General features: G+C 73.5%; 23 protein-coding genes and 1 riboswitch. Of the genes, 9 read left to right on the top strand and 14 right to left on the bottom strand.

Annotation, left to right across the window (positions count from 1 at the left end):
* Window positions 1-144: 144 nt before the first annotated feature.
* Window positions 145-1170, bottom strand: a complete 1026-nt coding sequence (locus tag ACF073_RS15960; RefSeq protein ID WP_392070287.1) for a hypothetical protein — start codon at window positions 1168-1170, stop codon at window positions 145-147.
* Between the two features lie 121 nt (window positions 1171-1291).
* On the opposite strand from ACF073_RS15960, the gene ACF073_RS15955 reads away from it, so the two are divergent.
* Window positions 1292-3886: a helicase-associated domain-containing protein gene (locus ACF073_RS15955; protein ID WP_392070286.1), complete on the top strand. Its 2595-nt coding sequence runs from the start codon at window positions 1292-1294 to the stop codon at window positions 3884-3886.
* 130 nt (window positions 3887-4016) lie between these two features.
* Complete coding sequence (locus ACF073_RS15950) at window positions 4017-5675, top strand: DNA repair helicase XPB (protein ID WP_392070284.1); 1659 nt, start codon at window positions 4017-4019, stop codon at window positions 5673-5675.
* A gap of 23 nt (window positions 5676-5698) precedes the next feature.
* On the opposite strand, the gene ACF073_RS15945 is transcribed toward ACF073_RS15950, so the two are convergent.
* The 3 genes from ACF073_RS15945 to ACF073_RS15935 are packed head-to-tail and all read right to left on the bottom strand — an operon-like array spanning window position 5699 to window position 7362.
* A complete protein-coding gene (locus ACF073_RS15945; RefSeq protein ID WP_392070282.1) occupies window positions 5699-6028 on the bottom strand; it encodes a hypothetical protein in 330 nt (109 codons plus the stop codon).
* Window positions 5992-7161 (bottom strand): glycosyltransferase 87 family protein, encoded by a 1170-nt coding sequence (locus tag ACF073_RS15940; RefSeq protein WP_392070280.1) that lies wholly within the window; start codon window positions 7159-7161, stop codon window positions 5992-5994. The genes ACF073_RS15945 and ACF073_RS15940 overlap by 37 nt, the downstream gene beginning before the upstream one ends.
* 18 nt (window positions 7162-7179) lie before the next feature.
* On the bottom strand, window positions 7180-7362 hold the full coding sequence (locus ACF073_RS15935; RefSeq protein ID WP_392070278.1) for a hypothetical protein: 183 nt from the start codon (window positions 7360-7362) through the stop codon (window positions 7180-7182).
* A 329-nt stretch (window positions 7363-7691) separates the two neighbouring features.
* Here ACF073_RS15935 and ACF073_RS15930 point away from each other — a divergent pair, with 329 nt between their 5' ends.
* Window positions 7692-9761 (top strand): HelD family protein, encoded by a 2070-nt coding sequence (locus tag ACF073_RS15930; RefSeq protein ID WP_392070276.1) that lies wholly within the window; start codon window positions 7692-7694, stop codon window positions 9759-9761.
* A 307-nt stretch (window positions 9762-10068) separates the two neighbouring features.
* Here the strand turns inward: ACF073_RS15930 and ACF073_RS15925 are convergent, their stop codons facing one another.
* Window positions 10069-10770 carry a copper homeostasis protein CutC gene (locus ACF073_RS15925; RefSeq protein WP_392070274.1) on the bottom strand — a complete coding sequence of 234 codons (702 nt, stop codon included), beginning with the start codon at window positions 10768-10770 and terminating at the stop codon, window positions 10069-10071.
* Between the two features lie 78 nt (window positions 10771-10848).
* On the bottom strand, window positions 10849-11526 hold the full coding sequence (locus ACF073_RS15920; RefSeq protein ID WP_392070272.1) for a maleylpyruvate isomerase family mycothiol-dependent enzyme: 678 nt from the start codon (window positions 11524-11526) through the stop codon (window positions 10849-10851).
* A gap of 114 nt (window positions 11527-11640) precedes the next feature.
* Here ACF073_RS15920 and ACF073_RS15915 point away from each other — a divergent pair, with 114 nt between their 5' ends.
* The gene (locus ACF073_RS15915) at window positions 11641-12285 is read left to right on the top strand and encodes a hypothetical protein (protein WP_392070270.1); all 645 of its coding nucleotides are present in this window, start codon (window positions 11641-11643) and stop codon (window positions 12283-12285) included.
* Window positions 12286-12311: 26 nt separating this feature from the next.
* Complete coding sequence (locus ACF073_RS15910; protein ID WP_392070268.1) at window positions 12312-13412, top strand: GNAT family N-acetyltransferase; 1101 nt, start codon at window positions 12312-12314, stop codon at window positions 13410-13412.
* Here ACF073_RS15910 and ACF073_RS15905 read toward each other — a convergent pair.
* Both ACF073_RS15905 and ACF073_RS15900 read right to left on the bottom strand, forming a co-directional pair.
* Window positions 13394-13669, bottom strand: coding sequence for a DUF4031 domain-containing protein (locus ACF073_RS15905; RefSeq protein WP_392070267.1), 276 nt, complete (start codon window positions 13667-13669; stop codon window positions 13394-13396). The two genes, ACF073_RS15910 and ACF073_RS15905, sit on opposite strands and share 19 nt — an antisense overlap.
* Before the next feature lie 7 nt (window positions 13670-13676).
* The gene (locus ACF073_RS15900) at window positions 13677-14060 is read right to left on the bottom strand and encodes a hypothetical protein (protein ID WP_392070266.1); all 384 of its coding nucleotides are present in this window, start codon (window positions 14058-14060) and stop codon (window positions 13677-13679) included.
* A gap of 57 nt (window positions 14061-14117) precedes the next feature.
* Here ACF073_RS15900 and ACF073_RS15895 point away from each other — a divergent pair, with 57 nt between their 5' ends.
* Together ACF073_RS15895 and murQ are read left to right on the top strand one after the other, a co-directional pair.
* Entirely contained in the window at window positions 14118-15023 is a 906-nt protein-coding gene (locus ACF073_RS15895; protein ID WP_392070264.1) for a MurR/RpiR family transcriptional regulator, read from the top strand.
* Between the two features lie 130 nt (window positions 15024-15153).
* Window positions 15154-16077 carry an N-acetylmuramic acid 6-phosphate etherase gene (gene murQ / locus ACF073_RS15890; protein ID WP_392070263.1) on the top strand — a complete coding sequence of 308 codons (924 nt, stop codon included), beginning with the start codon at window positions 15154-15156 and terminating at the stop codon, window positions 16075-16077.
* 254 nt (window positions 16078-16331) lie between these two features.
* On the opposite strand, the gene ACF073_RS15885 is transcribed toward murQ, so the two are convergent.
* Window positions 16332-17000 (bottom strand): class I SAM-dependent methyltransferase, encoded by a 669-nt coding sequence (locus ACF073_RS15885; protein ID WP_392070261.1) that lies wholly within the window; start codon window positions 16998-17000, stop codon window positions 16332-16334.
* Window positions 17001-17090: 90 nt separating this feature from the next.
* Here ACF073_RS15885 and ACF073_RS15880 point away from each other — a divergent pair, with 90 nt between their 5' ends.
* Complete coding sequence (locus ACF073_RS15880) at window positions 17091-17663, top strand: hypothetical protein (RefSeq protein ID WP_392070259.1); 573 nt, start codon at window positions 17091-17093, stop codon at window positions 17661-17663.
* Between the two features lie 17 nt (window positions 17664-17680).
* Here ACF073_RS15880 and ACF073_RS15875 read toward each other — a convergent pair whose 3' ends face one another.
* From ACF073_RS15875 to thrC, 5 genes are all read right to left on the bottom strand, one after another.
* Entirely contained in the window at window positions 17681-18805 is a 1125-nt protein-coding gene (locus tag ACF073_RS15875) for an NADH:flavin oxidoreductase (RefSeq protein ID WP_392070257.1), read from the bottom strand.
* Between the two features lie 206 nt (window positions 18806-19011).
* Window positions 19012-20634 carry a chaperonin GroEL gene (gene groL / locus ACF073_RS15870; RefSeq protein WP_392070255.1) on the bottom strand — a complete coding sequence of 541 codons (1623 nt, stop codon included), beginning with the start codon at window positions 20632-20634 and terminating at the stop codon, window positions 19012-19014.
* A gap of 298 nt (window positions 20635-20932) precedes the next feature.
* Window positions 20933-21136 carry a cold-shock protein gene (locus ACF073_RS15865; RefSeq protein WP_004929928.1) on the bottom strand — a complete coding sequence of 68 codons (204 nt, stop codon included), beginning with the start codon at window positions 21134-21136 and terminating at the stop codon, window positions 20933-20935.
* A 430-nt stretch (window positions 21137-21566) separates the two neighbouring features.
* On the bottom strand, window positions 21567-21842 hold the full coding sequence (locus tag ACF073_RS15860; RefSeq protein WP_392070253.1) for a MoaD/ThiS family protein: 276 nt from the start codon (window positions 21840-21842) through the stop codon (window positions 21567-21569).
* Window positions 21839-23122 carry a threonine synthase gene (gene thrC / locus ACF073_RS15855; protein ID WP_392070252.1) on the bottom strand — a complete coding sequence of 428 codons (1284 nt, stop codon included), beginning with the start codon at window positions 23120-23122 and terminating at the stop codon, window positions 21839-21841. Before thrC ends, ACF073_RS15860 begins: the two co-directional genes overlap by 4 nt.
* 17 nt (window positions 23123-23139) lie before the next feature.
* A riboswitch (SAM riboswitch) is annotated at window positions 23140-23283 on the bottom strand.
* A 155-nt stretch (window positions 23284-23438) separates the two neighbouring features.
* Between thrC and ACF073_RS15850 the strand changes: the two genes are divergently transcribed.
* Entirely contained in the window at window positions 23439-24383 is a 945-nt protein-coding gene (locus ACF073_RS15850) for a glucosyl-3-phosphoglycerate synthase (protein WP_392070251.1), read from the top strand.
* The last annotated feature ends 15 nt before the right edge of the window (window positions 24384-24398 follow it).

The raw sequence follows: 24398 nt of genomic DNA, 5'->3' as shown, positions 1-24398 counted from the left end.
GCAGGCGGGGGCAGGCCCCAGACCCCACGGCGCACAGCCGGGCCGCCCGCCAGGGCGCCAGGGGCGCGGGGAACTGCGCGAGGCGGAGCCACCGGCCGCGGGTGAGGACGGGGGGCGGCCCCGACGATGCCGCCAAGGCCGCGCCTAGCGACTCCGCTGGGAGCGCCAGAGCAGGTAGAGGGCCGAGGCGACCGCCGCGCCCCGGACGACCCACGGCCACGTCCCCGAGACCGCGTCCGCCATATGGCCCTCGGCGATCGGGGCACCCCAGCGCCCCTCCTCGCGGCCCCACAGCCACACCAGGCCGGCCGCGACCGCCGCACCGGGCAGCACCATCACCGCCCACTGGACCTCACCCCGGGTCAGCCGGCGCGAGCCGTACGCGATGGCCCAGCCGAGGAGCAGCGCGAACCAGTTCCCGAGCACGGCCCCGGCGACCAGCGCGGCGGCGGCCAGCAGCAGCAGCGGGTTGGACCAGCCGGCCGCCGGTCCGGGCAGGAGCCGGCGGGGCGCGGGCACGGCGCCGTCCGCCGGGACGCTCGCGCGGGCGGGGCGCAGGCCCAGCAGCCTGCGGCGCGGGGCGGCGGCAGGCGCGGCGACGGGCACGGCCTCGGCGGGCTCAGCGTCCTCGGCGTCATCCTCCAGCGGAGGCCGCTTGAGCAGCTCCGGGATCTCCACCCCGCCGACGAACCCCGGCACCGGATCCGTGTCCGCCATCGGCCCCGCCGTGCTCACCCGCCACCAGTCGGGCGACACCGCGCTGCCCCCCAGCTCGTGCGCGGGCGCCAGATGCGGCGGGGCCGGCGCGTCCGGCACGGACGGCTCCGGCTCGGCGGGGCGCGGGCGCGGCACGACCCGGCGCAGCCCCTTCGGCCGCTCCCGCTCCCGCTCCCGGGGCGCCGCGGGCTGTGCCGGTACGGCGGTGGACGGCGAGCGCGGCCCCCCGCCACCGGCCGCCGCCACCACGTCGTCGGGGCTCCCCAGCCGTTCCAGGATGCGGCGGACCGCCGCCGGCGAGTCCACCGCGGCCTGCGACCGATGCCGGTCGATCTCGTTCCGCAGCTCCGACACGAGCCGCATCCGGGTCGACGACGGCAGCTGCCGCTGCTGCGCGACGTCGCCGACGCGGCTCAGATACTCGTAGACGACCTGGTCGCTCTCGATCCCCACGGAACCCCTCCGGCGTGCGCCGACCGATACCCCGTGAGGACGGTACCGGTTCTCCCCCGCCGCCCGGGACGCCGTGACTGTCCCCTCCGGTCCGGCCGGGATGTCCGCTAACGTTGGCCGGATGAGCCCCGAGGCCCACTCAGCCCCTCGGTCCCTGGCGGAGGCGCTCCGCGCCCGGGACGACGCCTCCCTGGCCGCGCTGCTGCGCAGCCGCCCGGACCTCATCACCCCGGTCCCCACCGATCTCACCCAGCTCGCCACCCGCGCCGGCACCCGCGCCTCGGTGCTGCGCGCCCTGGAACGCCTCGACCGGTTCGCGCTGCAGACCGCCGAGGCGCTGGCCGTGGCCCCGGACCCGGCGTCGTACGCCACCCTGCTCGGGCTGATGGCCGGGGACGCGGGCGACGAGCAGGTCGCCGGCGCGCTGCCGCGGGCCGTCGCCACCCTGCGCGAACAGGCGCTGGTGTGGGGCGGGGACGACCGGCTGCGGCTGGTGCGCACCGCCCGCGAGCTGCTCGCCCCCGCGCCGCAGCACCCCTCGCCGACCGGCCTCGGGCCGAGCGTGCAGGAGGCCACCGCGGGCATGTCACCGGGGCGGATCCAGGAGATCGTGACGTCGGCCGGGCTGCCGTCGACGCACGACTCGGTGTCCGCCGCGGCCGCGCTGACCGCCCTTTTCAGCCACCGGAAGAAGATGGCGAAGCTGCTCGCCGGGGCCCCGGAGGCCGCCCGCGAGGTGCTGTCCCGGCTGGTGTGGGGGCCGCCGTACGGGCAGGTCACCGCGGATCCGGCGGCGCATCTGCGCTGGCTGCTCGACCGCGGCCTGCTGCTGCCGACCGCGCCCGGCACGGTCGTGCTGCCCCGCGAGGTCGCCCTGCATCTGCGCGAGGGCCGCGCCCATCGCGCGCCCGAGCCGCTGCCGCCCGCCGTGGCGCCGGGCGCCGCCCACAGCCGCCAGGTGGTGGACGCCACGGCGGCCGGGCAGGCGTACACCGCCCTGGCCACGGTGGAGGAGCTGCTGAAGGACTGGGACGAGGGCGGTCCCGCCGTGCTGCGCGCGGGCGGGCTGAGCGTGCGCGACCTGAAGCGGACCGCCGTGGCGCTCGACGTGTCCGAGCCGGTCGCCGCCTTCTGGACCGAGCTGGCGTACGCGGCCGGCCTGATCGCCTCCGACGGCGAGGCCGACGAGCGGTACGCGGCCACGCCCGCCTACGACGAGTGGCTGGAAATGCCCCCCGCTGTGCGCTGGGGCCTGCTCGCCCAGGCATGGCTGACGGCCACCCGCGCGCCGGGGCTCGTCGGCGGCCGGGACGCCAAGGACCGCACGCTGTCGGCGCTCGGTCCGGGCCTGGACCGGTCGGCCGCGCCCGAGGTACGGCACCGGGTGCTGGTGCTGCTCGCCGGGCTGCCGCAGGGCACGGCCCCGGACGCCGGGTCGGTGCTGGAACGGCTGCACTGGGAACGGCCGCTGCGCGGTGCCGAGCGGCCCGAGGGCGACGACCTGCGCTCCCGGCTGGCCCGCTGGGCCCTGTCGGAGGCGGAACTGCTGGGCGTGACCGGACGGGGAGCGCTGTCGGGCCACGGGCGCGCGCTGCTCGGCGCCGCGGCCGACGCTTCCGCGGCCGGCGGCCCGAAGTCCGGCGCGGCCACCGGGTCCGGCGCGGCCTCCGGGTCCGCCTCCGCCTCCGCGGAACCCGCCGGTCCCGGGGACAAACTCCCGGTGCACCACCACCGGGCGCCCGACCGGCCCGCGACGCTCTCCGCCGCCGAGCGGGCCGCCGCGACCGCGGCGGCGGTCCGGCTGCTCGCCCCGCTGCTGCCCGAGCCGCTGGACCATGTGCTGCTCCAGGCCGACCTGACGGCGGTGGCCCCCGGCCCGCTGCGCCGCCCGCTCGCGGACACGCTGGGCGTGCTCGCGGACGTGGAGTCCAAGGGCGGCGCGACCGTGTACCGGTTCACCCCGGCGTCCGTGCGGCGGGCCCTCGACGCCGGCCGGACCGCCGCCGACCTGCACGCCTTCCTCACCGAGCACTCCCGCACCCCGGTACCGCAGCCGCTCGCCTATCTGATCGACGACGTGGCCCGCCGGCACGGCCATCTGCGGGTCGGCGCGGCCTCGGCGTACGTGCGCTGCGACGACGACGCCCTGCTGAACGAGATCCTCGCCGACAAGCGGGCCGCCGCGCTGCGGCTGCGCCGGCTGGCCCCGACCGTGCTGGCCGCGCCGGTCGATCCGGCGGCGCTGCTGGAGGGGCTGCGCACGATGGGGTACGCGCCCGCCGCCGAGTCGGCCGAGGGCGATGTCCTGATCACCCGCGCCCACGCCCACCGCACCCCGCCGCGCACCGCGCCCGAGCCGGTGCCGGACGGCCCGCCGCCGCCCGACACCACCCTGCTCTCGGCGGCCGTCCGCGCGATCCGGGCCGGAGACCTGGCCGCCACCGCCCCGCGCAAGCCCGTGGGCGAGCCCCTGGCGGGCGGCGACCTGCCCCGCACCTCCTCGGCCGAGACCCTGGCCACCATGCAGGCCGCCGTCCTGACCGGCGAGTCCGTATGGATCGGCTACGTCAACGCCGAGGGCGCGGCCAGCCAGCGGGTCATCGCGCCGGTCCGGGTGGAGGGCGGCTTCGTGACGGCGTACGACCACACGGCGGACGAGGTCCGCACGTACCCCCTGCACCGCGTCACCGGCGTGGCGGAACTGGCGGACGACTGAGCCTCCCCCGGCGGTCGCGCCCACCGGCCCGCGCCGGCGGCAGGCGGCCCGTCCGCTCGCCGCACCTCCTGGCACCCCCGCCCGATGAGGCACACTGGAGGTTTGGTGTTGACGAAAGGGCGTGCCGCGCGTGAATGGTCCACTGATCGTCCAGTCCGACAAGACCCTGCTGCTGGAAGTCGACCACGAGCGGGCCGACGACTGCCGGCGGGCCATCGCGCCCTTCGCCGAGCTGGAGCGGGCGCCCGAGCACATCCACACCTACCGGGTGACGCCGCTCGGCCTGTGGAACGCGCGCGCCGCCGGGCATGACGCCGAGCAGGTCGTGGACGCCCTCGTGCAGTTCAGCCGCTACCCGGTGCCGCACGCGCTGCTCGTGGACATCGCCGAGACGATGGACCGCTACGGCCGCCTCACCCTCAGCAAGCACCCCACGCACGGACTGGTCCTCACCACCACCGACCGCCCGGTGCTGGAGGAGGTGCTGAAGTCCAAGCGGATCGCCCCGCTGGTGGGGACGCGGATCGACCCGGACACCGTGCTCGTGCACCCCTCCGAGCGCGGGCAGATCAAGCAGACGCTGCTGAAGCTGGGCTGGCCGGCCGAGGACCTCGCCGGGTACGTCGACGGCGAGGCGCACCCGATCGAGCTGCTGGAGGACGGCTGGGCGCTGCGCCCGTACCAGCGGCAGGCCGTGGAGAACTTCTGGCACGGCGGCAGCGGAGTCGTGGTGCTGCCCTGCGGCGCCGGAAAGACGCTGGTCGGGGCCGGGTCCATGGCCCAGGCGAAGTCGACCACGCTGATCCTCGTCACCAACACCGTCTCCGCCCGGCAGTGGAAGCACGAGCTGGTGAAGCGGACCTCGCTGACCGAGGAGGAGATCGGCGAGTACAGCGGCACGCGCAAGGAGATCCGCCCGGTCACCATCGCCACCTACCAGGTGCTGACGACCAAGCGGAAGGGCGTCTACCCGCACCTGGAGCTGTTCGACTCCCGGGACTGGGGGCTGATCGTCTACGACGAGGTGCACCTGCTGCCGGCGCCGGTCTTCAAGTTCACCGCCGACCTCCAGGCCCGCCGCCGGCTGGGGCTCACCGCCACCCTGGTGCGCGAGGACGGCCGGGAGTCGGACGTGTTCTCCCTCATCGGGCCCAAGCGGTTCGACGCGCCCTGGAAGGAGATCGAGGCGCAGGGCTACATCGCGCCCGCCGACTGCGTCGAGGTCCGGGTGAACCTCACCGACTCCGAGCGGCTCGCGTACGCGACCGCCGAGGCCGAGGAGAAGTACCGCTTCTGCGCGACCACCGAGACCAAGCGCAAGGTCACGGAGGCGATCGTGCGCCGGTTCGCCGGGCAGCAGATCCTCGTCATCGGCCAGTACATCGACCAGCTCGACGAGCTGGGCGAGCATCTGAACGCCCCGGTGATCAAGGGCGAGACCTCCAACGCCCAGCGCGAGAAGCTCTTCGACGCGTTCCGCGAGGGCGAGATCAGCGTGCTGGTGGTGTCGAAGGTCGCCAACTTCTCCATCGACCTGCCCGAGGCCACGGTCGCCATCCAGGTGTCCGGCACCTTCGGCTCCCGGCAGGAGGAGGCCCAGCGGCTCGGCCGGGTGCTGCGCCCCAAGGCCGACGGCCACCAGGCCCACTTCTACTCCGTCGTCGCCCGCGACACCATCGACCAGGACTTCGCCGCCCACCGGCAGCGCTTCCTGGCCGAGCAGGGCTACGCCTACCGGATCATGGACGCGGACGAGATCCTGGCGGAGGGCCAGGCCGGTCCGGCCTAGCAGACCTGGAGGGCCTGGAGGGCCTAGAAGAAGGAGTGGCTCTCCATCCAGCCCGTGGTCTTGCCGGACTTGCCGTAGTACCAGGAGCCGCCCTTCGCGGTGCAGTACACGCGCACGTTGCTGCCCGCGAACACGGACTTCTTCACCTTGGACTTGAAGCTGGGGCTCGTGTACATGTCCGCGTGGTCCCACTGGACGACCTGAAGGGTCCTGTCCTTGATGTTCTTGGTGCACGCGGAGGAGCCCACGGCCGAGGCGGCGGGCGCGGCCAGCACGGTGGCGCCGAGGGCGAGGGCGGTGACGGCGGTCAGGCCGCTCACCGCCTTGCGGAACGAAAGCGTCGAGAAGGACATACTGGTTTCCCCGTTTGCTCGGTCGAAAGGGTCGGACAACGGCTGATCATGCTGTCATACGACAGGAGCAGCCCGAGCGGCAGGAGGGGGTAGGCGGCGGCCAACGGCTGCTGCCACCACGGAAGTTCCAGGTCGAGGGCGCCCTCGTGGGGCACCAGCCATATCGTGCGGGCGGTGAAGACGAGGGCCGCGAGCGCGGCCGTGCGGGTGCGGCCCTCCGCCAGCAGCACCGCGAGCAGCGGCACGCACCACACCCAGTGGTGGGTCCAGCTGATCGGGCAGATCAGCAGGGCCGTGAACGCGGTCAGCAGGACGGCGTGGCTCTCCTGGCGAGCCCGGCCGGCCAGCACCAGGCCGGTCACGGCGACCGCCGCCGCCGGGAGCGCCCAGGCGGGCCCCGGCGCGGGGTCGTGCAGCGCGCGGGCGATCAGTCCGCGCAGGGACTGGTTGTCCACGATCCACGCCTTGCCGACCCGGCCCGTCTCGTACAGCCGCCGGGTCCAGAAGTCGGTGCTCGCCGCGGGCAGCAGCAGGAAGCCGAGCAGCACCGTGGCCAGGCAGCCGGCCGCCGCCGTGGCCGCCTCCCGCTTGCGTCCGCGAACGATCAGATGGACCACGAAGAGGGCCGGTGTGAGCTTGATGCCGGTCGCGAGGCCGAGGGCCAGACCTCTGGCGCGGGCGCCGGCCGGACGGGTCAGGTCCCACAGGACAAGGCAGGCGACGGCCAGGTTGATCTGGCCGAACAGCAGGGTCTGGAAGACGGGCTCCAGCCAGAGCGCGGCGGCGGTGGCCGCGCAGAGCGGGGCCGGGGGCAGCGGGCGGGACGCCAGCCGGGCGGAGAGGGCGACGAGGACGGCGAGCAGGAGCGCGTTGCCCGCCAGGAACGCCGCCTTCAGGACCGGCAGGGGGAGCCAGACGGCGGGGACGAACAGGATCGCCGCGAAGGGCGGATAGGTCGCCGGGAGGTGCCACTTCGTGACGGTGAAGCCGTAGAGGTCGGTGCCGTGGGCCACGGCCGCGCCCTCGGCGCGGTAGACGAGGAGATCGGCCATGGGCGCGCCGCGCAGGGCGCACAGCGTGCCGAAGGAGGTGAAGGAGAGGGCGAGGAGGAACAAGGCCGTCCGTTTCCGCACGGACGTGACCCTATGCGGTTACTTGCGGCGTACGCCCGCTTCCTCGCCGTACTCGCCGAGGATCACGACACTGAACGCGGCCTCCACGAACACCTTGACGGCCCGCAGGGCATTGCCCAGGAGGTGCAGGTGCGGGCCGTCCACGGCCGTGGCGCCGGATGGGGGACGGACGGAAGCCGGGGGAACGATTGCTGCGCTCATACCTCCATGATGGAACTCGGGCATACCGTGCGCATCGGTCTGCGGGTCCAGATCCGCGGGCCCGCGCGTAGACCTCCGGGCGGACCGGCACCCCGAGCCGGACGGACCCCGGGCGCACCCCGTCCCCTAGGGGATCCCCGGGGACGGCCGCGGCCGGGGCGGCGTCCGGGGGACGCGCACGGAAATTCATTGGCGATCACCGCACCCGCTCACTAAAATCCTCGCTCTTGCCCGCCTCCCTCGCGGAGTGCCGCCGCCCGGCCGGAAACCGGACGGCACCGTCGTAGCCGCGCAGCAGTCCCAGCAGCAGTCCCATCGGAGGCACTCCCTTGTCCGCGCCCGCCCACGAACCGACCGCCGGCCAGTCGGCCGACCCGCTGTCCCGAGAGCGCGCCCACCTCTCCGAGTCCCGGTCCGCCCTGCGCGCCATGCGCGAGGACGTGGAGGCGCTGGACATCAGAGACGTCACCGCGAACTGGGTCAACGCCGAGGTGCTCGCCCGCCAGATCGACGAGCGGATCAAGGCGCTGGCCGACCTCAGCGACACCCCGCTGTTCTTCGGCCGGCTCGACTATCTGCACGCCCCGGGCGCGGACCGGGCCGAGGGGGCCGAGGGGGAGCGGTTCTACATCGGACGGCGGCATGTGCACGACGCCGGCGGCGACCCCATGGTCATCGACTGGCGCGCGCCGGTCTCGCAGCCGTTCTACCGGGCGTCCAAGAAGGAGCCCATGGACGTCGGGCTGCGCCGCCGCTTCGGCTACACCGGCGGCGACCTGACCGCGTACGAGGACGAGCACCTCTCCGATCCGGCCGAGGCCGCCGAGACCACCAGCAGGCTGCTCCAGCAGGAGATCGAACGGCCGCGCGTCGGTCCGATGCGGGACATCGTCGCCACCATCCAGCCCGAGCAGGACGAGATCGTCCGCTCCGGCCTGTCCGGCACGGTGTGCGTGCAGGGCGGTCCGGGCACCGGGAAGACCGCCGTCGGCCTGCACCGGGTCGCCTATCTGCTCTACGCCCACCGGGAGCGGCTCGCCCGCACCGGCACCCTGGTCATCGGGCCGAACCGGTCCTTCCTGCACTACATCGAGCAAGTCCTGCCCGCGCTCGGCGAGTTGGCCGTGCAGCAGGCCACGGTGGACGACCTGGTCGCCCATGTCGAGGTGCGCGGCACGGACGAGGCCGCCGCCGCGGTCGTCAAGGGCGACGCCCGGATGGCCGAGGTGCTCCGCCGGGCCCTGTACGCCCAGGTGGCGTTCCCGACGGAAGCCGTCGTGGTGGTGCGCGGCTCCCGGCGCTGGCGGGTGCCGGCGTACGAACTGGAGGAGCTGGTCCGCGAGTTGCTGGACCGGGACATCCGCTACGGCGCCGCCCGCGAGGCCCTGCCGCAGCGCATCGCGCACGCGGTGCTGGTGCAGATGGAGCGGGCCGGGGAGGCCCCGGACGACCGGGTGCAGGACGCGGTCGCCCGGGGCAGCGCGGTGAAGGCGGCCGTGAAGACGGTCTGGCCGGCCGTCGACCCGGCGAAACTGGTCCTGCGCCTGCTGACGGACGCCGGCTTCCTCGCCGAGCACGCCGAGGGCCTCCTGGACGAGGAGGAGCAGAAGACGATCCTGTGGGCCAAGCCGGTGCGCAGCGTGAAGTCGGCCAGGTGGTCGGCGGCGGACACCGTGCTGATCGACGAGGCGGCCGACCTGATCCAGCGCACCCACTCGCTCGGCCATGTCGTCCTGGACGAGGCGCAGGACCTGTCCCCGATGCAGTACCGGGCCGTCGGCCGCCGCTGCACCACCGGCAGCGCGACCGTGCTGGGCGACCTCGCGCAGGGCACCACCCCGTGGGCCACCCGCAGCTGGGCCGAGGCGCTGGCCCATCTCGGCAAGGCGGAGGGTGCCGTCGAGGAGCTGACCGCCGGTTTCCGGGTGCCGACGGACGTCATCGCGTACGCCTCCCGGCTGCTGCCGCACATCGCGCCCGGCCTCACCCCGGTCGCCTCCGTCCGGGAGAACCCGGGGTTCTTCGAGGTCCGTACGGCCGAGGGGGCGGCCGACGCGGTCGCCGCCTGCGCCGAGTTGCTGCGCAACGAGGGCTCGACCGGTCTGATCGCCGCCGACGCCCGGATCCCGGCCCTCGCCGAGGCCCTGACCGCGGCCGGCCTCTCCTGGCTCGCCCCCGGCGAGGAGACCACCCGCGAGACCCGGCTGACCCTGGTCCCGGCCTCGCTCGCCAAGGGCCTGGAGTACGACTACGTGGTCCTGGACGAGCCGCGGTCCGTGGTGGACGGCGAGCCCGACGAACGCACCGGCCTGCGGCGCCTGTACGTGGCGCTGACCCGCGCGGTGTCCGGCCTGATCGTGACGCACGCGGCACCGCTGCCGGCCCAGCTCGCCGGGTAGGGCGCCGCGCCGTCCGGCAGGCCCGCCGGAAGGACCGGCGCGGGACTCTCCCGAGGCGCGGGCCTCTCCCCCGGAGTCGGGGCTCTCCCCAGGACGCGGGCCTCTCGGTCAAGGCGCGGGACTATCGCTCAAGGCGCGGGCCTCTCTCTCAAGGCGCGGGCCTCTCGCTCAAGACGCGGGCCTCTCGCTCAAGACGCGGGCCTCTCGCTCAAGACGCGGGCCTCTCGCTCAAGACGCGGGCCTCTCGGTCAAGACGCGGGCCTCTCGCTCAAGACGCGGGCCTCTCGGTCAAGGCGCGGGCCTCTCGCTAGAGGGTCCCGTCCCCGTCGACCGCCACCCGCCAGCGCGCCACCGCGTCCGCCGAGACCGGGCCCTGCCAGCCGTCGGGGCGGGCCGCGCCGCCGATGTGGAAGGCGTCGAGGCCGCCGGCCCGCAGCCGCGGGACGTGGTCGAGGCGCAGGCCGCCGCCGACCAGTATCCGCGGCTCGTAGCCGGGCTCGCCGCCGCGCGTCGCCTCGGCGAGCAGCGTCGGCAGGCCGTCGTCCACGCCCGCCGCGGAACCGGCCGTCAGATAGGTGTCGAGGCCGGGCAGGTCGGCGAGCTGCTTGCGCAGGGCGTCGCGGTCGGCGGCCCGGTCGATCGCCCGGTGGAAGGTCCAGCGGCAGTCGCCGAGCACGCCGGCGATCCGCTCCACCGCGTCCAGGTCGACGCCGCCGTCCGCGGCGAGGAACCCGAGGACGAACTGGTCGGCGCCGGCCTGGCGCAGCTCGCCCGCCACGCCGACCAGCCGGTCCACGTCGCCGGCCGCGAACCCGTCCGCGAGCCGGAGCATCACGCGCAGGTCGATGTCGACGGCGGCACGGATCGCGGCGACGGTGGCGGGCGAGGGGGTGAGCCCGTCGGCCGCCATCTCGGTGACCAGCTCCAGCCGGTCCGCGCCTCCGGCCTGGGCGGCGACCGCGTCCTCGACGCCGAGGGCGATCACCTCCAGGACTGCACGCTTGCTCATGGCACCCCATTCATCGGCGACTACAGGTCTAGTCCAATTCAAGAGTACGCCGGTACCGGAGCGCCACAGGGCCACCGGTCATCCGAAGATGTTCAGTTCCCCCTCCTGCGCCCCCGCCAGCTCATAGGCCCCATCCGTCACAGGCCGCCCGGCGTACAGCCGTACGAGCGTGGCGGCGTCGCCGATGTACCGGGCCGGCGGGCCGACCGGGACCGGCGCCCCGAACCTGAGCGGTTCGTCCACCTCGTCGAGGTCGGCGTGGAGCGGCAGGTGCTCCCGCTGCCGGGTGACGCGGGCCAGCAGGGTCAGCGCGTGCGGCAGCCCGGCCCCCGCGTAGGCCCCCGGCTCGCCCCACACCTCCCGCACGTCCCCGGCGTGCACCCACTCCCCCAGCGCGAGCACGTCCATCCGGCCGTCCCCCCGGGCGAGCACCGGACCGGCCTCGGTCATCCCGCGCTCCAGCTCGTCCACGATCCGCGCGTTCGGCCAGCCGGCCCGCTCGGCGATGTCCCGGTCGTTCGACTCGGGCGAGAACACGCCCTTCTCGAACCGGCCCTCCACCACCCGCGTCAGCGCGGCGGAACAGTGCGCCAGCACATCGCGCACCGTCCACCCCGGACACGCGGCCGTCGCCAGCGCGAAGTCGTCGTCGGACCGGGACCGCAGCAGCGGCAGGAGGGCATCGCGCTCGACGGCCAGCAGCCGTCCGGGCAGTTCGGGGTCCCGTGCTTGCGTCATCTCCGTCATCTCCGTCATGGGGATCACGCTAGGGGCGCCCGCCGGCCGGCGTCACGCGGTGGGACGACAGCGAGTTCGCGGGCGGCCGGGCCGAGCGGGCCGGCCGCCGGCCGGCACGCGAGAATGGGCGCCATGGCCGACCTCGACGCCCTGCGCCTCCGCTTCGCCCGCGCCCTGGAAGCGGCGCGCGCCCCCGGCGGCGGCCCCGACCCCGCCCCCTACGCCGACGACCTGCTCACCCGCTGGCAGGAGCCGCAGCGCCGGTACCACACGGTGGCCCACCTCACCGCCGTGCTCGACCGCGTCGACGTCCTGGAGGCGTACGCGGCCGATCCGGACGCGGTCCGGCTGGCCGCCTGGTTCCACGACGCCGTCTACCTTCCCGAGCGGTCCGAGAACGAGGAGCGGTCCGCCCGGCTCGCCGAGCGCGCCCTGCCGGAGGCCGGCCTGCCGGACGCCACGACGGCCGAGGTGGCACGGCTGGTCCGGCTCACCGTCACGCACGACCCGGCGGCCGGCGACCGCGACGGCGAGGTGCTGTGCGACGCCGACCTCGCGATCCTGGCCGCGCCCCCGTCGGTGTACGCGGCCTACACCGCCGAGGTCCGCGAGGAGTACCACTTCGTCCCGGCCGACGCGTTCCGCGAGGGCCGGTCGGCGATCCTGCGCCAGCTGCTCGCCCTGCCCCGGCTGTTCCGGACCCCGTACGGCGAGGAGCACTGGGAGGCCACCGCCCGCTACAACCTCGCGGGCGAGCTGGAAATGCTGTCGACCTGAGGGCGCGGCCCCCGTACTGTGCGCGCATGCGAGCCATGAGCGGGGACCAGGTGGAGGCGGCCGTCGCCCACTGCGCGGGGACACTGCGCCGGGCGCTCGACCGGGACTGGGACGCGGTGAACGCGGCCGGCCTGGAGTGGAGTTGCCGCACCACGGCGTTCCACATAGCCGAGGACTTCACCGCGTACGCCAGCCGCCTCGCCGGCCGCGCCCGGCACCGCCTGCCGCTCGGCATCACCCTGCCCGAGGGCACCGACAACGCCGGCCTGCTCCAGGTGATCGAGGCGACCGGCGCCCTGCTGGCCGCCGCCGTCCGCACCGCCCCGCCCGGCGAACGCGCCTTCCACCCGGCGCAGTTCGGCAGCGCCGACCGCGAGGGCTTCGCCGCGATGGGCGTCGCCGAGGCGCTGCTGCACACCCATGACATCGCCCGGGGCCTCGGCCTCGTCCACGAGCCGCCCGCCGGCCTCGTCGCGTCCGTCCTCGGCTGGCTCTTCCCGCACGTCCAGCCGGGCGCCGAGCCCTGGCCCACCCTGCTGTGGGCGACCGGCCGCGGCGAGCTGCCGGGACGCGCCCCGGTCACCGACTGGACCTGGTACAACAACCTCGTCGTCCCCGCCGGACGCCTCACCCTCACCGGCATCCGCCCGGCCGTGGCCGACGATCTGCGCATGGGCGGCACGGGCGGCCTCGACTGGATCGGGGGCGGCCCCCACGAGATCACCCGGCAGACCTCCGCCGCCCTGCTCAAGGCGTACGAAGCGGGTGTGCACCGGCCGGAGTTCGGCTCCTTCGCGCTGGTCAGGAACGAGGACGGCCGGGCGGTCGGCGGCATCAACTTCCACGGCGCCCCGGACGAGGAGCGCCGGGTGGAGATCGGCTACGACCTCCTCGCCGGCGCCCGGGGCAACGGCTACGCGACCGAGGCGCTGCGCGCCCTGACCGAGTGGGCGCTGGCCCGCGACGACGTCGACACGGTGGTCGTCGCGATCAAGCGGGACAACCTGCCCTCGCAGCGGGTGGCGTCCCGGGCGGGCTTCCTCAGGGCGACCGTGGACGAGGAGCGCCTCGCGCGCACCGAGTACGACCTGGACGCCGGGCTGCTGCTCTACGTCCGCCGTTCCTGACGCCGCTTGGGCCTGCGCAGCCCGGCGGACTTCAGCAGCCGCACCACCTCGCGGCTCCTGACCCGCACCGCGCCCGCGGCCACCGCGTCCGCGTACCGGTGGGACGGAACGTCGTAGTGATCGCCGTCGAAGGCCCGCCGGGGAATGCCCAACCCGGCGGCGAACCGGTGCAGTTCGTCGTAGGACACATCGCTCACCAGGTGGGACCAGAGCCGCCCGTGGCCGGGCCAGTCGGGCGGGTCGATGTACACCGTCACGGGCGCCTCACGAGGTCGTGACCCCGCCCGTGGCCTGCCCCAGCGAGCCGACCGAGGCGACCTTCACCCCGGCCTTGTGGCACACCCAGTGCGGATCGGGGCCCAGTTCCGGCTCCACGTCCAGGGCGTGCGGGTCGCCCGAGCCGCACACCGGGCACAGCGGCCAGCGGCCGTACCGCTCCAGCAGGGCGTCCTGCACGTCCTGGGCGACGAGTCCGGCGACGAACGCCGCGCCGTCCGGCCACTGCTCGACCCACCAGCGCCGCTGGACGATCGACTCCTCCACCAGCGAGACCACGTCCGCCTCCGCGACCTGCCCCGCGACGAGATCCGCGAGCACCAGGGCGCGGGCGGCGTGCAACACCTGTTCCAGGGGGCTGATGGGGTCCATGCCCCCCATTGTGCGCACTCTTGACCGCGAGGCCGAACCGAAAATATCTTTCATCATGTGAACCAGGACGTGAAGGAAAGTTTCGGAAGTCCGGGCGGCTCGCTCGCCGCCAAGGTGCGCACGCTCGCCCCCTCCATGACCCGGTCCATGCAGCGCGTCGCCGAGGCCGTCGCGCACGACCCGGCCGGCTGCGCCGCCCTCACGGTCACCGGCCTCGCCGAACTGACCGGCACCAGCGAGGCGACGGTCGTACGCACCGCCCGGCTGCTCGGCTATCCGGGCTACCGGGATCTGCGGCTCGCCCTCGCCGGGTTCGCCGCCCAGCAGCAGTCCGGCCGCGCGCCCGCCATCACCACCGACATCGCGGTGGACGACCCCATCGCCGACGTCGTCGCCAAACTGGCCTACGAGGAGCAGCAGACCCTCGCCGACACGGCCGCCGGCCTCGACACCGTCCAGCTGGACGCGGCGGTCGGCGCGCTGGCCGCCGCCCGGCGCACCGATGTGTACGGCATCGGGGCGTCCGGGCTCGTCGCCCAGGACCTCACCCAGAAGCTGCTGCGGATAGGTCTCATAGCCCACGCGCACAGCGACCCGCACCTCGCGGTGACCAACGCGGTACAGCTCCGTGCGGGGGACGTGGCGATCGCCATCACGCACTCCGGGTCGACGGGGGACGTCATCGAGCCGCTCCGGGTCGCCTTCGAGCACGGCGCGACGACGGTGGCCGTCACCGGCCGTCCGAACTCGCCGGTGACGCAGTACGCCGACCATGTGCTGACGACGTCCACCTCCCGGGAGACCGAGCTGCGGCCCGCCGCGATGTCCTCCCGGACGAGTCAGCTGCTGGTGGTGGACTGTCTGTTCGTGGGGGTGGCACAGCGGACGTACGAGAGCGCGGCGCCGGCGCTGGCCGCGTCCTACGAGGCGCTGGCCCACCGGCACCGGAGCGCTCCGCGCTAGAGCGTGGCCCCGCGCCGGACCGCAGAACCGAATGATTCCGGGGGCCGTCCGCGGGTCCGGCGTGGCTGATCGCGCAGTTCCCCGCGCCCCTGGGGAACCGACCCGCCCTGAACCGGAGAGAGCCACCCCCATGACCTCGCCTGACCTTCGCACCGAGCTGGCCTCCCTGACCACCGAGGCCTTCCGGCCCGATCTCGCCGAGATCGACCGGCTGCCCACCCTCGACATCGCCCGCCTGATGAACCGTGAGGACACGGGCGTGCCCGTGGCGGTGGCGGCCCAGCTGCCGCGGATCGCCGCCGCCGTCGACGCCGTGGCCGCCCGCATGGCCCGCGGCGGACGGCTCGTCTACGCCGGTGCCGGCACCGCCGGGCGGCTCGGCGTGCTGGACGCCTCCGAGTGCCCGCCGACCTTCAACACCGAACCGGACCAGGTCGTCGGCCTGATCGCGGGCGGCCCCGCGGCCATGGTCACCTCCGTCGAGGGCGCCGAGGACTCCGCCGAGCTGGCCCGGCGGGACCTCGACGCGCTCGACCTCACCGCCGACGACACCGTGGTCGGCGTCTCCGCCTCCGGCCGCACCCCGTACGCCGTCGGCGCCGTCCGGCACGCCCGCGCCCTCGGCGCCCTGACCGTCGGCCTCGCCTGCAACGAGCACAGCGCGCTCGCGGCGGCCGCCGAGCACGGCATCGAGGTGGTCGTGGGCCCGGAGCTGATCGCCGGCTCCACCCGGCTGAAGGCGGGCACGGCGCAGAAGCTGGTGCTGAACATGGTGTCGACGATCACGATGATCCGGCTGGGCAAGACGTACGGGAACCTGATGGTCGACGTGCGCGCCTCCAACGACAAGCTCCGGGCCCGCTCCCACCGGATCGTGGCGCAGGCCACCGGGGCCGGCGACACCGAGATCGAGAAGGCCCTCACGGAGACCGGCGGCGAGGTCAAGCAGGCGATCCTGGTCCTGCTCGCCGGCGTCGACGGCCCCACGGCCGCCCGCCTCCTCCAGGAGTCCGCCGGCCACCTGCGCACCGCACTGGCCAACGCACCCCGCTGACACCGCTGCCCCGCCCCCCGCCCTGGCCGTCCGGCGGGCCCGGCGGACCGCTCCCCGGGCACGCCGAAGACGCTTCCTGGTCACCGCCGCCCTCACCGCCTGCGCCGCCGCCCGCGCCGGCGAACAGCACCGGACCGCCACGGGCACCGCCCGGTGCGCCGGTGCGCTCGTCGTACGCCCCGCCGTCGAGAGCACCAACCCGCTGCCGCCGGCCTTACCGCCCCCGCACGACGAGATCACCGGCCCCGGCCCGGTCAGGGGGCGGGTGCCCGCCAGACCAAGGTGTAGCGCCAGAACAGCCGGCGGCGCAGTCGGGCGCCCGGCAGCAGCCGGCGGGACGCGTGGGAGACCTCGGCGAAGGTCATCTCCGGGGCACGGGTGCGGGCCGTCATCGACACGGGGCGGTGCGGCGCCGGACGACCGCGGTTCTTCGTCCAGCCCGCCAGGGCGTTGAGCGGTACGGCCGCCAGACCGAGGGCGTGGTCGACGGGGCCCGCCGGCCGCGCGCAGCCGACGACCAGCAGCGTGCCGCCGGGTGCCAGCTCCCGCCGGAGCCGGGCGAGGGTCTCGGCGAAGGGGAGGTGGTGCAGGACGGCGACGCAGGTGATGACGTCGTAGGGGCCGGGCGGAAGCCGCCTGGAGACATCGGCGACGCTGTAGCCGACAGGGGCGGTGCCGGCCGTCAGCTCCCGCGCCCTCGCCACGATGTCCGCGTCGGCGTCGACCCCGTGCACCCGGAGCGCCCGCCGGCCGAGCAGCCGCGCCAGCTCCCCGCTCCCGCACCCCACGTCCAGGGCGGCCCCGAAGCGGCGGGGCAACTGCCGCAGCAGCCAGGGATGGTAGTGGGCGTTGTGGTCCCAGGGGTGCGCGGCGTTGAACCGGTCGAGGGCGGCGGACACCCGGGCCGCGAAGGTCGTCGTCACGGCACCCACTCCACCACGCGCCCGCCCCGCGCCACCGGCCCCGTCCGCCGCCAAGGCGTACCTTCTACGGGGAGGAGGCGACCCACCGACATGAACCACGCCCAGCTCACCGCCCTCGGGCGGGCCCTCAGGCTGCTCGGGGAACACGGCGAGACCCTGACCACCGACACCCCGGACGCCCGGCTGCACGAGATCAAGAACGATCTGCGACGGGCCCTCGACCTGCTGGACGAGAGCGTCACCACCGGCGTGCCCGCGACCCGGTGCCCCGAGCACCCGCAGGGGCCGGTGGACGAGAGCGCCCCCGATCTGTGCCTGCTGTGCGAGACCCGGCGCCGGGCCGCCCGGCGCTCGGAGTTCCAGGGCGGCAGGACCCGCCCGGGCGAACCGGCCCCCTCGGCCCCCTCCCGGTACGGCGTGCGCGCCGACCGGCCGCAGCCCCAGCAGCGGTATCTGCCGGAGCTGTGGACCGGGCAGGAGTGGCAGCTGTGCGGCACCCCCCGCCGGGACCGGCACGAGGCCGAGGCGTACCTCGCGGCCCAGCGGCGCGGGTCCCGGCCCGCCATGGCGTACCGGCTCGTGCACGAGTTCACCGACTACGAGGTGCTGCGGGTGTGGGGGACACCGGTGCACGTGGACATCGAGCCCATGGGTAATCTGTAGCGGCCCCCGGACCCCGGTCAGCTCAGGGTCTTCACCGCGGACGTGTCGTACGGCCGCAGCTCGCCGAGGCGGTCGGCGAGGACCTTGGCCGCCCACTCGGGGTCCTGCAGCAGCGCGCGGCCCACGGCCACCAGGTCGAACTCGTCGGCCTCCAGCCGGTCCAGGAGGTTGTCGATGCCCTTGACCTCGGAACCCTTGCCCTGGAAGGCGTTGATGAAGTCGCCGTCGAGGCCGACCGAGCCCACGGAGATGACCTGCTTGCCGGTGAGCTTCTTCGTCCAGCCGGCCAGGTTCAGGTCGGAGCCGTCGAACTCGGGGTGCCAGTAGCGGCGGGTGGAGGCGTGGAAGACGTCGACGCCGGCCGCCGCCAGCGGGGTGAGGATGGCCTCCAGCTCCTCCGGGGTCTCCGCGAGGCGGGCGGTGTAGTCCTGCTGCTTCCACTGCGAGTAGCGGAAGATCACCGGGAACTCCGGGGAGACCGCGGCACGCACGGCCGCGACGATCTCCGCGGCGAACTTGGTACGGGCCACCGGGTCGCCGCCGTACGCGTCGGTACGCCGGTTGGTGCCCGCCCACAGGAACTGGTCCAGGAGGTAGCCGTGGGCGCCGTGCAGCTCCACACCGTCGAAGCCGATGCGCTCGGCGGCGGCGGCGGCCTCGGCGAAGGCGCCGATCACCTCGTCCAGGTCCTGCTGGGTCATCGCCTTGCCGGTGGGCTCGGCACCGGCAGCGGCGAGGCCGGAGGGGCCGACGGCGGGGGCGTCCGGGAACGGCGGCTTGCCCTGTTCGCGGACCATGCCGATGTGCCACAGCTGCGGGACGATCGTGCCGCCGGCCGCGTGCACGTCCTCGGCGACCTTGGCCCAGCCCGCCAGCTGCTCCTCGCCGTGGAAGCGCGGGACGCTGTCGCTCTCACCGGCCGACTCGTGGCCCACGTAGGTGCCCTCGGTGACGATGAGGCCGACGCCGGCGGCGGCGCGGCGCGCGTAGTACGAGCGCACGTCCTCGCCGGGGACGCCGCCCGGGGAGAACATGCGGGTCATCGGCGCCATCACGATCCGGTTCGGGACGGTGAGGCCGTTCAGCGCGATGGGGCGGGACAGTATCCGGGCCGCGCGGGAGGCGGAGGGCGTGACGGTCACGTGGAGGGCTCCTCGACGATGGCGGGGTCAACCGACTGGTATGTGCGTGCGCATTGTTGCAGCTCCTGAAGTAACAACGGGCGCACCGCCCCGCATTCCGGCCCGGCCGGGGATTGTGGCGTGACCCCGGACACGCCCGAGGGCGGCACCCCCTGCCACAGACAGGGAGTGCCGCCCTCGGAGAAGGACAGACGATCCGGGACGGATCAGAAGTCCATGTCACCGCCCGGCATGCCGCCGCCGGCCGGCGCGGCGGCCTTCTCCGGCTTGTCGGCGATGACGGCCTCGGTGGTGAGGAACAGCGCGGCGATGGAGGCGGCGTTCTGCAGGGCAGAGCGGGTCACCTTCGCCGGGTCGATGATGCCCTCGGCGACCAGGTCGACGTACTCGCCGGTCGCGGCGTTCAGGCCGTGGCCCGGGGTCAGGTTGCGCACCTTCTCCACCACGACACCGCCCTCGAGGCCGGCGTTGACGGCGATCTGCTTCAGCGGGGCCTCAAGGGCGATGCGCACGGCGTTGGCGCCGGTCGCCTCGTCACCCTGGAGCTCCAGCTTCTCGAAGACCTGGGAGGCCTGCAGCAGGGCCACGCCACCACCGGCGACGATGCCCTCCTCGACGGCGGCCTTCGCGTTGCGGACGGCGTCCTCGATGCGGTGCTTGCGCTCCTTGAGCTCCACCTCGGTGGCGGCGCCGGCCTTGATGACCGCGACACCGCCGGCGAGCTTCGCCAGGCGCTCCTGCAGCTTCTCGCGGTCGTAGTCCGAGTCGCTGTTCTCGATCTCGGCGCGGATCTGGTTGACCCGGCCGCCGACCTGCTCCGAGGAGCCGGCACCGTCGACGATGGTGGTCTCGTCCTTGGTGATGACGACCTTGCGGGCGCGGCCCAGGAGGTCCAGGGTCGCGTTCTCCAGCTTGAGGCCGACCTCCTCGGAGATGACCTCGCCGCCCGTGAGGATGGCGATGTCGCCGAGCATGGCCTTGCGGCGGTCGCCGAAGCCCGGGGCCTTGACGGCGACGGACTTGAAGGTGCCGCGGATCTTGTTGACCACCAGGGTCGACAGGGCCTCGCCCTCGACGTCCTCGGCGATGATCAGCAGCGGCTTGCCCGACTGCATGACCTTCTCCAGCAGCGGGAGCAGGTCCTTGACGGAGGCGATCTTGGAGTTCGCGATGAGGATGTAGGGGTCCTCCAGCGAAGCCTCCATGCGCTCCATGTCGGTGGCGAAGTAGGCGGAGATGTAGCCCTTGTCGAAGCGCATGCCCTCGGTGAGCTCGAGCTCGAGACCGAAGGTGTTGCTCTCCTCGACGGTGATGACGCCTTCCTTGCCGACCTTGTCCATGGCCTCGGCGATCAGCTCGCCGATCTGGGTGTCGGCGGCGGAGATGGAGGCGGTGGAGGCGATCTGCTCCTTGGTCTCCACGTCCTTCGCCTGCTCCAGCAGGGCGGCGGAGACGGCCTCGACGGCCTTCTCGATACCGCGCTTCAGGGCCATCGGGTTGGCACCGGCGGCGACGTTGCGCAGGCCTTCCTTGACCAGGGCCTGGGCCAGCACGGTCGCGGTGGTCGTACCGTCGCCGGCGACGTCGTCCGTCTTCTTGGCGACTTCCTTGACCAGCTCGGCGCCGATCTTCTCGTACGGGTCCTCGAGCTCGATCTCCTTGGCGATGGAGACACCATCGTTGGTGATCGTGGGGGCGCCCCACTTCTTCTCGAGGACGACGTTGCGGCCCTTGGGGCCGAGCGTCACCTTGACGGCGTCCGCGAGCTGGTTCATGCCGCGCTCGAGGCCGCGCCGCGCCTCCTCGTCGAACGCGATGATCTTGGCCATGTGAAGTGGTCCCTCCAGGACTGGGGGTGATTCCTTCGGACCGCGCCCGCGCCCGCGACGGACGGCTCGCATGCCTCGTGGTTCCTTGCCCCACCCGGCCTGCGGGCCTCACCGACCCGGTCCTTCACTGTCACTCTCACCTTCAGAGTGCTAACGCAATGATTAGCACTCGGCATGGTCGAGTGCAAGCGCCCGGCGGGGGTACGCGGCGTCCGTCAGCCGCCCGCGAACACCGGAGCCGGGCACGGCGAAGGGCCCGCACCCTCTGCGAGGTGCGGACCCTTCGTACAAGAAACGTTCAGGCGCTGAGGCGAACCATGTCGGCCTGCGGGCCTTTCTGGCCCTGCGAGATCTCGAACTCCACCCGCTGGCCCTCTTCCAGGGTGCGGTAGCCGTCCATCTGAATGGCGCTGTAGTGGACGAAGACGTCCGCACCACCGTCGACCGCGATGAAGCCGTACCCCTTCTCCGCGTTGAACCACTTGACGGTGCCCTGAGCCATGCCTAACTCCCCTATTACTGGCCCTTGCACAGATCCGCACTTCGCGAACCCGGGTCAGACCTCACCCCCCATTTGGACGGGGGCGTGCGCCGGAACGCGTCGACCGCGGCTGAATGTATCTGTCCAACTGCCGTCTGCAACAGGTCAATCGGACGAGAATTCTGGACGCAAGCGGTCCGGAATCTAGTGAGAATTCGCCCGACTCAGGGCAAGTCGGGCCCCATAAAAGCCATAAATGCCGCAGATCACCCGCGCACTTTGGCTACTTCTTGTCGGGCGTACGACATGAATCCAGGGCCCGGGAACCGGGGGCCGCGACCGGGTTCCCCAACTGTACCGCGCTCAATCACGCAGAATTGCCCCCTCCGCTTCTCTCACGGAGGGGGCAATTCGTTGAACAATCAGTAACCGCGGTTACCGAAGGTAATGATCAGCCGCCGGCGACGGCCGGGATGATGGAGACACCGGCGCCGTCCGGGGTGACGGTCTCCAGGCCCTGCTCGAAGCGGACGTCGTCGTCGTTCACGTACACATTGACGAACCGGCGCAGCTTGCCCTGGTCGTCCAGGACGCGCGCGGCGATCCCGGTGTGGTTCTTCTCCAGATCGGCGATGACCTCCGAGAGCGTCGCGCCCTCGGCGGCGACCTCGGCCCGTCCGTCGGTGTAGGTGCGCAGGATGGTGGGGATGCGAACGGTCACGCTCATGCGAGGCCAGCCTCTCGGAAGGAGTCCAGGGTCGGACGGATGGTGGCGGTGAGGCCGGTGCCGGCCACCGCGTCGAGGGTCTTCAGACCGTCGCCGGTGTTGAGGACGACCGTGGTCTTCGCCGGGTCGAGGACGCCGTCCTTGAGCAGCTTGCGGGTGACGCCGACGGTCACCCCGCCCGCCGTCTCCGCGAAGATGCCCTCGGTGCGGGCCAGCAGCTTGATGGCGTCCACGACCTCCGCGTCCGTCACGTCCTCCACCGCGCCGCCGGTGCGGCGGGCGATGTCCAGGACGTAGGGCCCGTCGGCCGGGTTGCCGATGGCCAGGGACTTGGCGATGGTGTTCGGCTTCTGCGGGCGGACCACGTCGTGCCCGGCCTTGAAGGCGGCGGAGACCGGCGAGCAGCCCTCGGCCTGCGCGCCGAAGATCTTGTACGGCCGGTCCTCGACCAGACCCAGCTCGATCAGCTCCCGCAGCCCCTTGTCGATCTTGGTGAGCTGGGAGCCGGAGGCGATCGGGATCACGATCTGCTCGGGCAGCCGCCAGCCGAGCTGCTCGCAGATCTCGTACGCCAGGGTCTTGGATCCCTCCGCGTAGTACGGCCGCAGGTTGACGTTGACGAAGCCCCAGCCCTCGCCGGCCGGGTCGCCGATCAGCTCGGAGCAGAAGCGGTTCACGTCGTCGTAGTTGCCCTCGATGCCGACGAGCTCGCCGCCGTAGACCGCGGCCATGACGATCTTGCCCTGCTCCAGGTCGTGCGGGATGAACACGCAGGAGCGGAAGCCGGCCCGGGCGGCGGCGGCGCCGACGGCGCCGGCCAGGTTGCCGGTGGAGGAGCAGGAGAGCGTGCTGAAGCCGAAGACGCGGGCGGCTTCGAGGGCCTGGGCGACCACCCGGTCCTTGAAGGAGTGCGTCGGGTTGCCGGAGTCGTCCTTCACATACAGGCCGCCGGTCACGCCCAGCTCGCGCGCCAGGTTGTCCGCCTTGACGAGCTTGGTCCAGCCCGGGTTGATGTTGGGCTTCTCCGTGACGTCCGCGGGGACCGGCAGCAGCGGCGCGTACCGCCAGATGTTCGCGGGGCCCGCCTCGATGCGGCGGCGCAGGTCCTCGGTGTCGTAGCCGGAGAAGTCGTAGGCGATCTCCAGCGGGCCGAAGCACTCCTCGCAGGCGAAGACCGGGCCGAGCGGCACGCGGTGGCCGCACTCGCGACAGCTCAGCGCCGCGGCGGGACCGAGATCGACGGTGGAGTCGCTGGTGGTTGCAACTGTCTGCACAGCCATGGAGGCGAGGCCCTTTCTCCTCATCTTCCTCGCGACGCACTTCGCCGCGAGACGGAATTGGCACCTTCCCGAGCCAGGAGCCTCGCTTCGGAAGACGAGTACTGGCCGGAGGGTTGCCGGGGCTTCATCGGGCCGTGTCCCTCTGCCCCTCTGGATGAGCGGTATTCGGTTGTGGACGCACGCGACCCCCGACATGCGATGGTCATCGGCGTTGTTCAAGACTGTAACCGACGGCCAGGACAGTTGAGATAGTCGTCCGAACCGCGAGATGGGTCACACGGTGACGTGTGGTCGTGACAGTGAGGAGCCGCCCACCGTGCTGGAAGAAGTCGAGCGCTGGCTGAGCACCCGCTCCTGGTCCGTGGCCGACCGCCCGCTGCACCAGGTCCTGGCCGCCAAGCAGCGCACCGGCCGCACGATCAGCGTCGTGCTGCCCGCCCTCAACGAGCAGGAGACGGTCGGCGAGATCGTCGCGGTGATCCGGCGCGACCTCGTGGAGCGGGCCCCGCTCGTCGACGAGATCGTGGTCGTCGACTCCGGCTCCACCGACCGCACCTCCGAGGTCGCCGCGCGCGCGGGCGCCCGGGTCGTGCACCGCGACGACATCCTGCCCCGCGTCCCGGCCGTGCCGGGCAAGGGCGAGGTGCTGTGGCGCTCGCTGCTGGTGACCGGCGGGGACATCCTCTGCTTCGTCGACGCCGACCTGCGCGAGTTCTCCTCCGCGTTCGTCTCCGGGATCGTCGGCCCGCTGCTCACCGACCCGGACGTCGACCTGGTCAAGGCGATGTACGACCGCCCGCTCGCCGGGGCGGCCGGCCAGGGCGGCCGGGTCACCGAGCTGATGGCCCGCCCGCTGCTGAACATGCACTGGCCGCAGCTGGCCGGCTTCGTGCAGCCGCTGGGCGGCGAGTACGCGGCCCGCCGCTCCCTGCTGGAGCAGCTGCCGTTCCCCGTCGGCTACGGCGTGGAGCTGGGCATGCTGGTGGACGCGCTGCACCTGGTCGGCCTGGACGCGCTGGCCCAGGTGGACGTGGGGGTGCGCAGGCACCGGCACCAGGACGGGCAGGCCCTGGGCCGGATGGCCGCCGCGATCTACCGCACGGCCCAGCTCCGGCTGGCCCGCGGCCATCTGGTCCGCCCCGCGCTGACCCAGTTCGAGCGGGGCGAGGACGGGTTCGAGCCACGCACCTACTCGGTGGACACCGAGGAACGGCCGCCCATGGTGGAGATCGCGGAGTACGCCGACCGGAAGGTGGCCTGAACGGGCCGTATACGG

The sequence above is a fragment of the Streptomyces sp. NPDC015171 genome (assembly GCF_043079545.1).
GTDB lineage: Bacteria > Actinomycetota > Actinomycetes > Streptomycetales > Streptomycetaceae > Streptomyces.
The sequence above is the reverse complement of the archived record's forward strand: the minus strand, read 5'-3'. Positions and strand labels throughout refer to the sequence as shown.

Bases quoted from the DNA above. Each gene is read 5' to 3' on its own strand.
- ACF073_RS15915 (WP_392070270.1), top strand. From the start codon at position 11,641: ATGGCCGACCTCGACGCCCTGCGCCTCCGCTTCGCCCGCGCCCTGGAA.
- ACF073_RS15900 (WP_392070266.1), bottom strand. From the start codon at position 14,060: ATGGACCCCATCAGCCCCCTGGAACAGGTGTTGCACGCCGCCCGCGCC.
- ACF073_RS15860 (WP_392070253.1), bottom strand. From the start codon at position 21,842: ATGAGCGTGACCGTTCGCATCCCCACCATCCTGCGCACCTACACCGAC.
- ACF073_RS15865 (WP_004929928.1), bottom strand. From the start codon at position 21,136: ATGGCTCAGGGCACCGTCAAGTGGTTCAACGCGGAGAAGGGGTACGGC.
- murQ (WP_392070263.1), top strand. From the start codon at position 15,154: ATGACCTCGCCTGACCTTCGCACCGAGCTGGCCTCCCTGACCACCGAG.
- ACF073_RS15910 (WP_392070268.1), top strand. From the start codon at position 12,312: ATGCGAGCCATGAGCGGGGACCAGGTGGAGGCGGCCGTCGCCCACTGC.
- thrC (WP_392070252.1), bottom strand. From the start codon at position 23,122: ATGGCTGTGCAGACAGTTGCAACCACCAGCGACTCCACCGTCGATCTC.
- ACF073_RS15880 (WP_392070259.1), top strand. From the start codon at position 17,091: ATGAACCACGCCCAGCTCACCGCCCTCGGGCGGGCCCTCAGGCTGCTC.
- groL (WP_392070255.1), bottom strand. From the start codon at position 20,634: ATGGCCAAGATCATCGCGTTCGACGAGGAGGCGCGGCGCGGCCTCGAG.
- ACF073_RS15955 (WP_392070286.1), top strand. From the start codon at position 1,292: ATGAGCCCCGAGGCCCACTCAGCCCCTCGGTCCCTGGCGGAGGCGCTC.
- ACF073_RS15925 (WP_392070274.1), bottom strand. From the start codon at position 10,770: ATGAGCAAGCGTGCAGTCCTGGAGGTGATCGCCCTCGGCGTCGAGGAC.
- ACF073_RS15935 (WP_392070278.1), bottom strand. From the start codon at position 7,362: ATGAGCGCAGCAATCGTTCCCCCGGCTTCCGTCCGTCCCCCATCCGGC.
- ACF073_RS15945 (WP_392070282.1), bottom strand. From the start codon at position 6,028: ATGTCCTTCTCGACGCTTTCGTTCCGCAAGGCGGTGAGCGGCCTGACC.
- ACF073_RS15920 (WP_392070272.1), bottom strand. From the start codon at position 11,526: ATGACGGAGATGACGGAGATGACGCAAGCACGGGACCCCGAACTGCCC.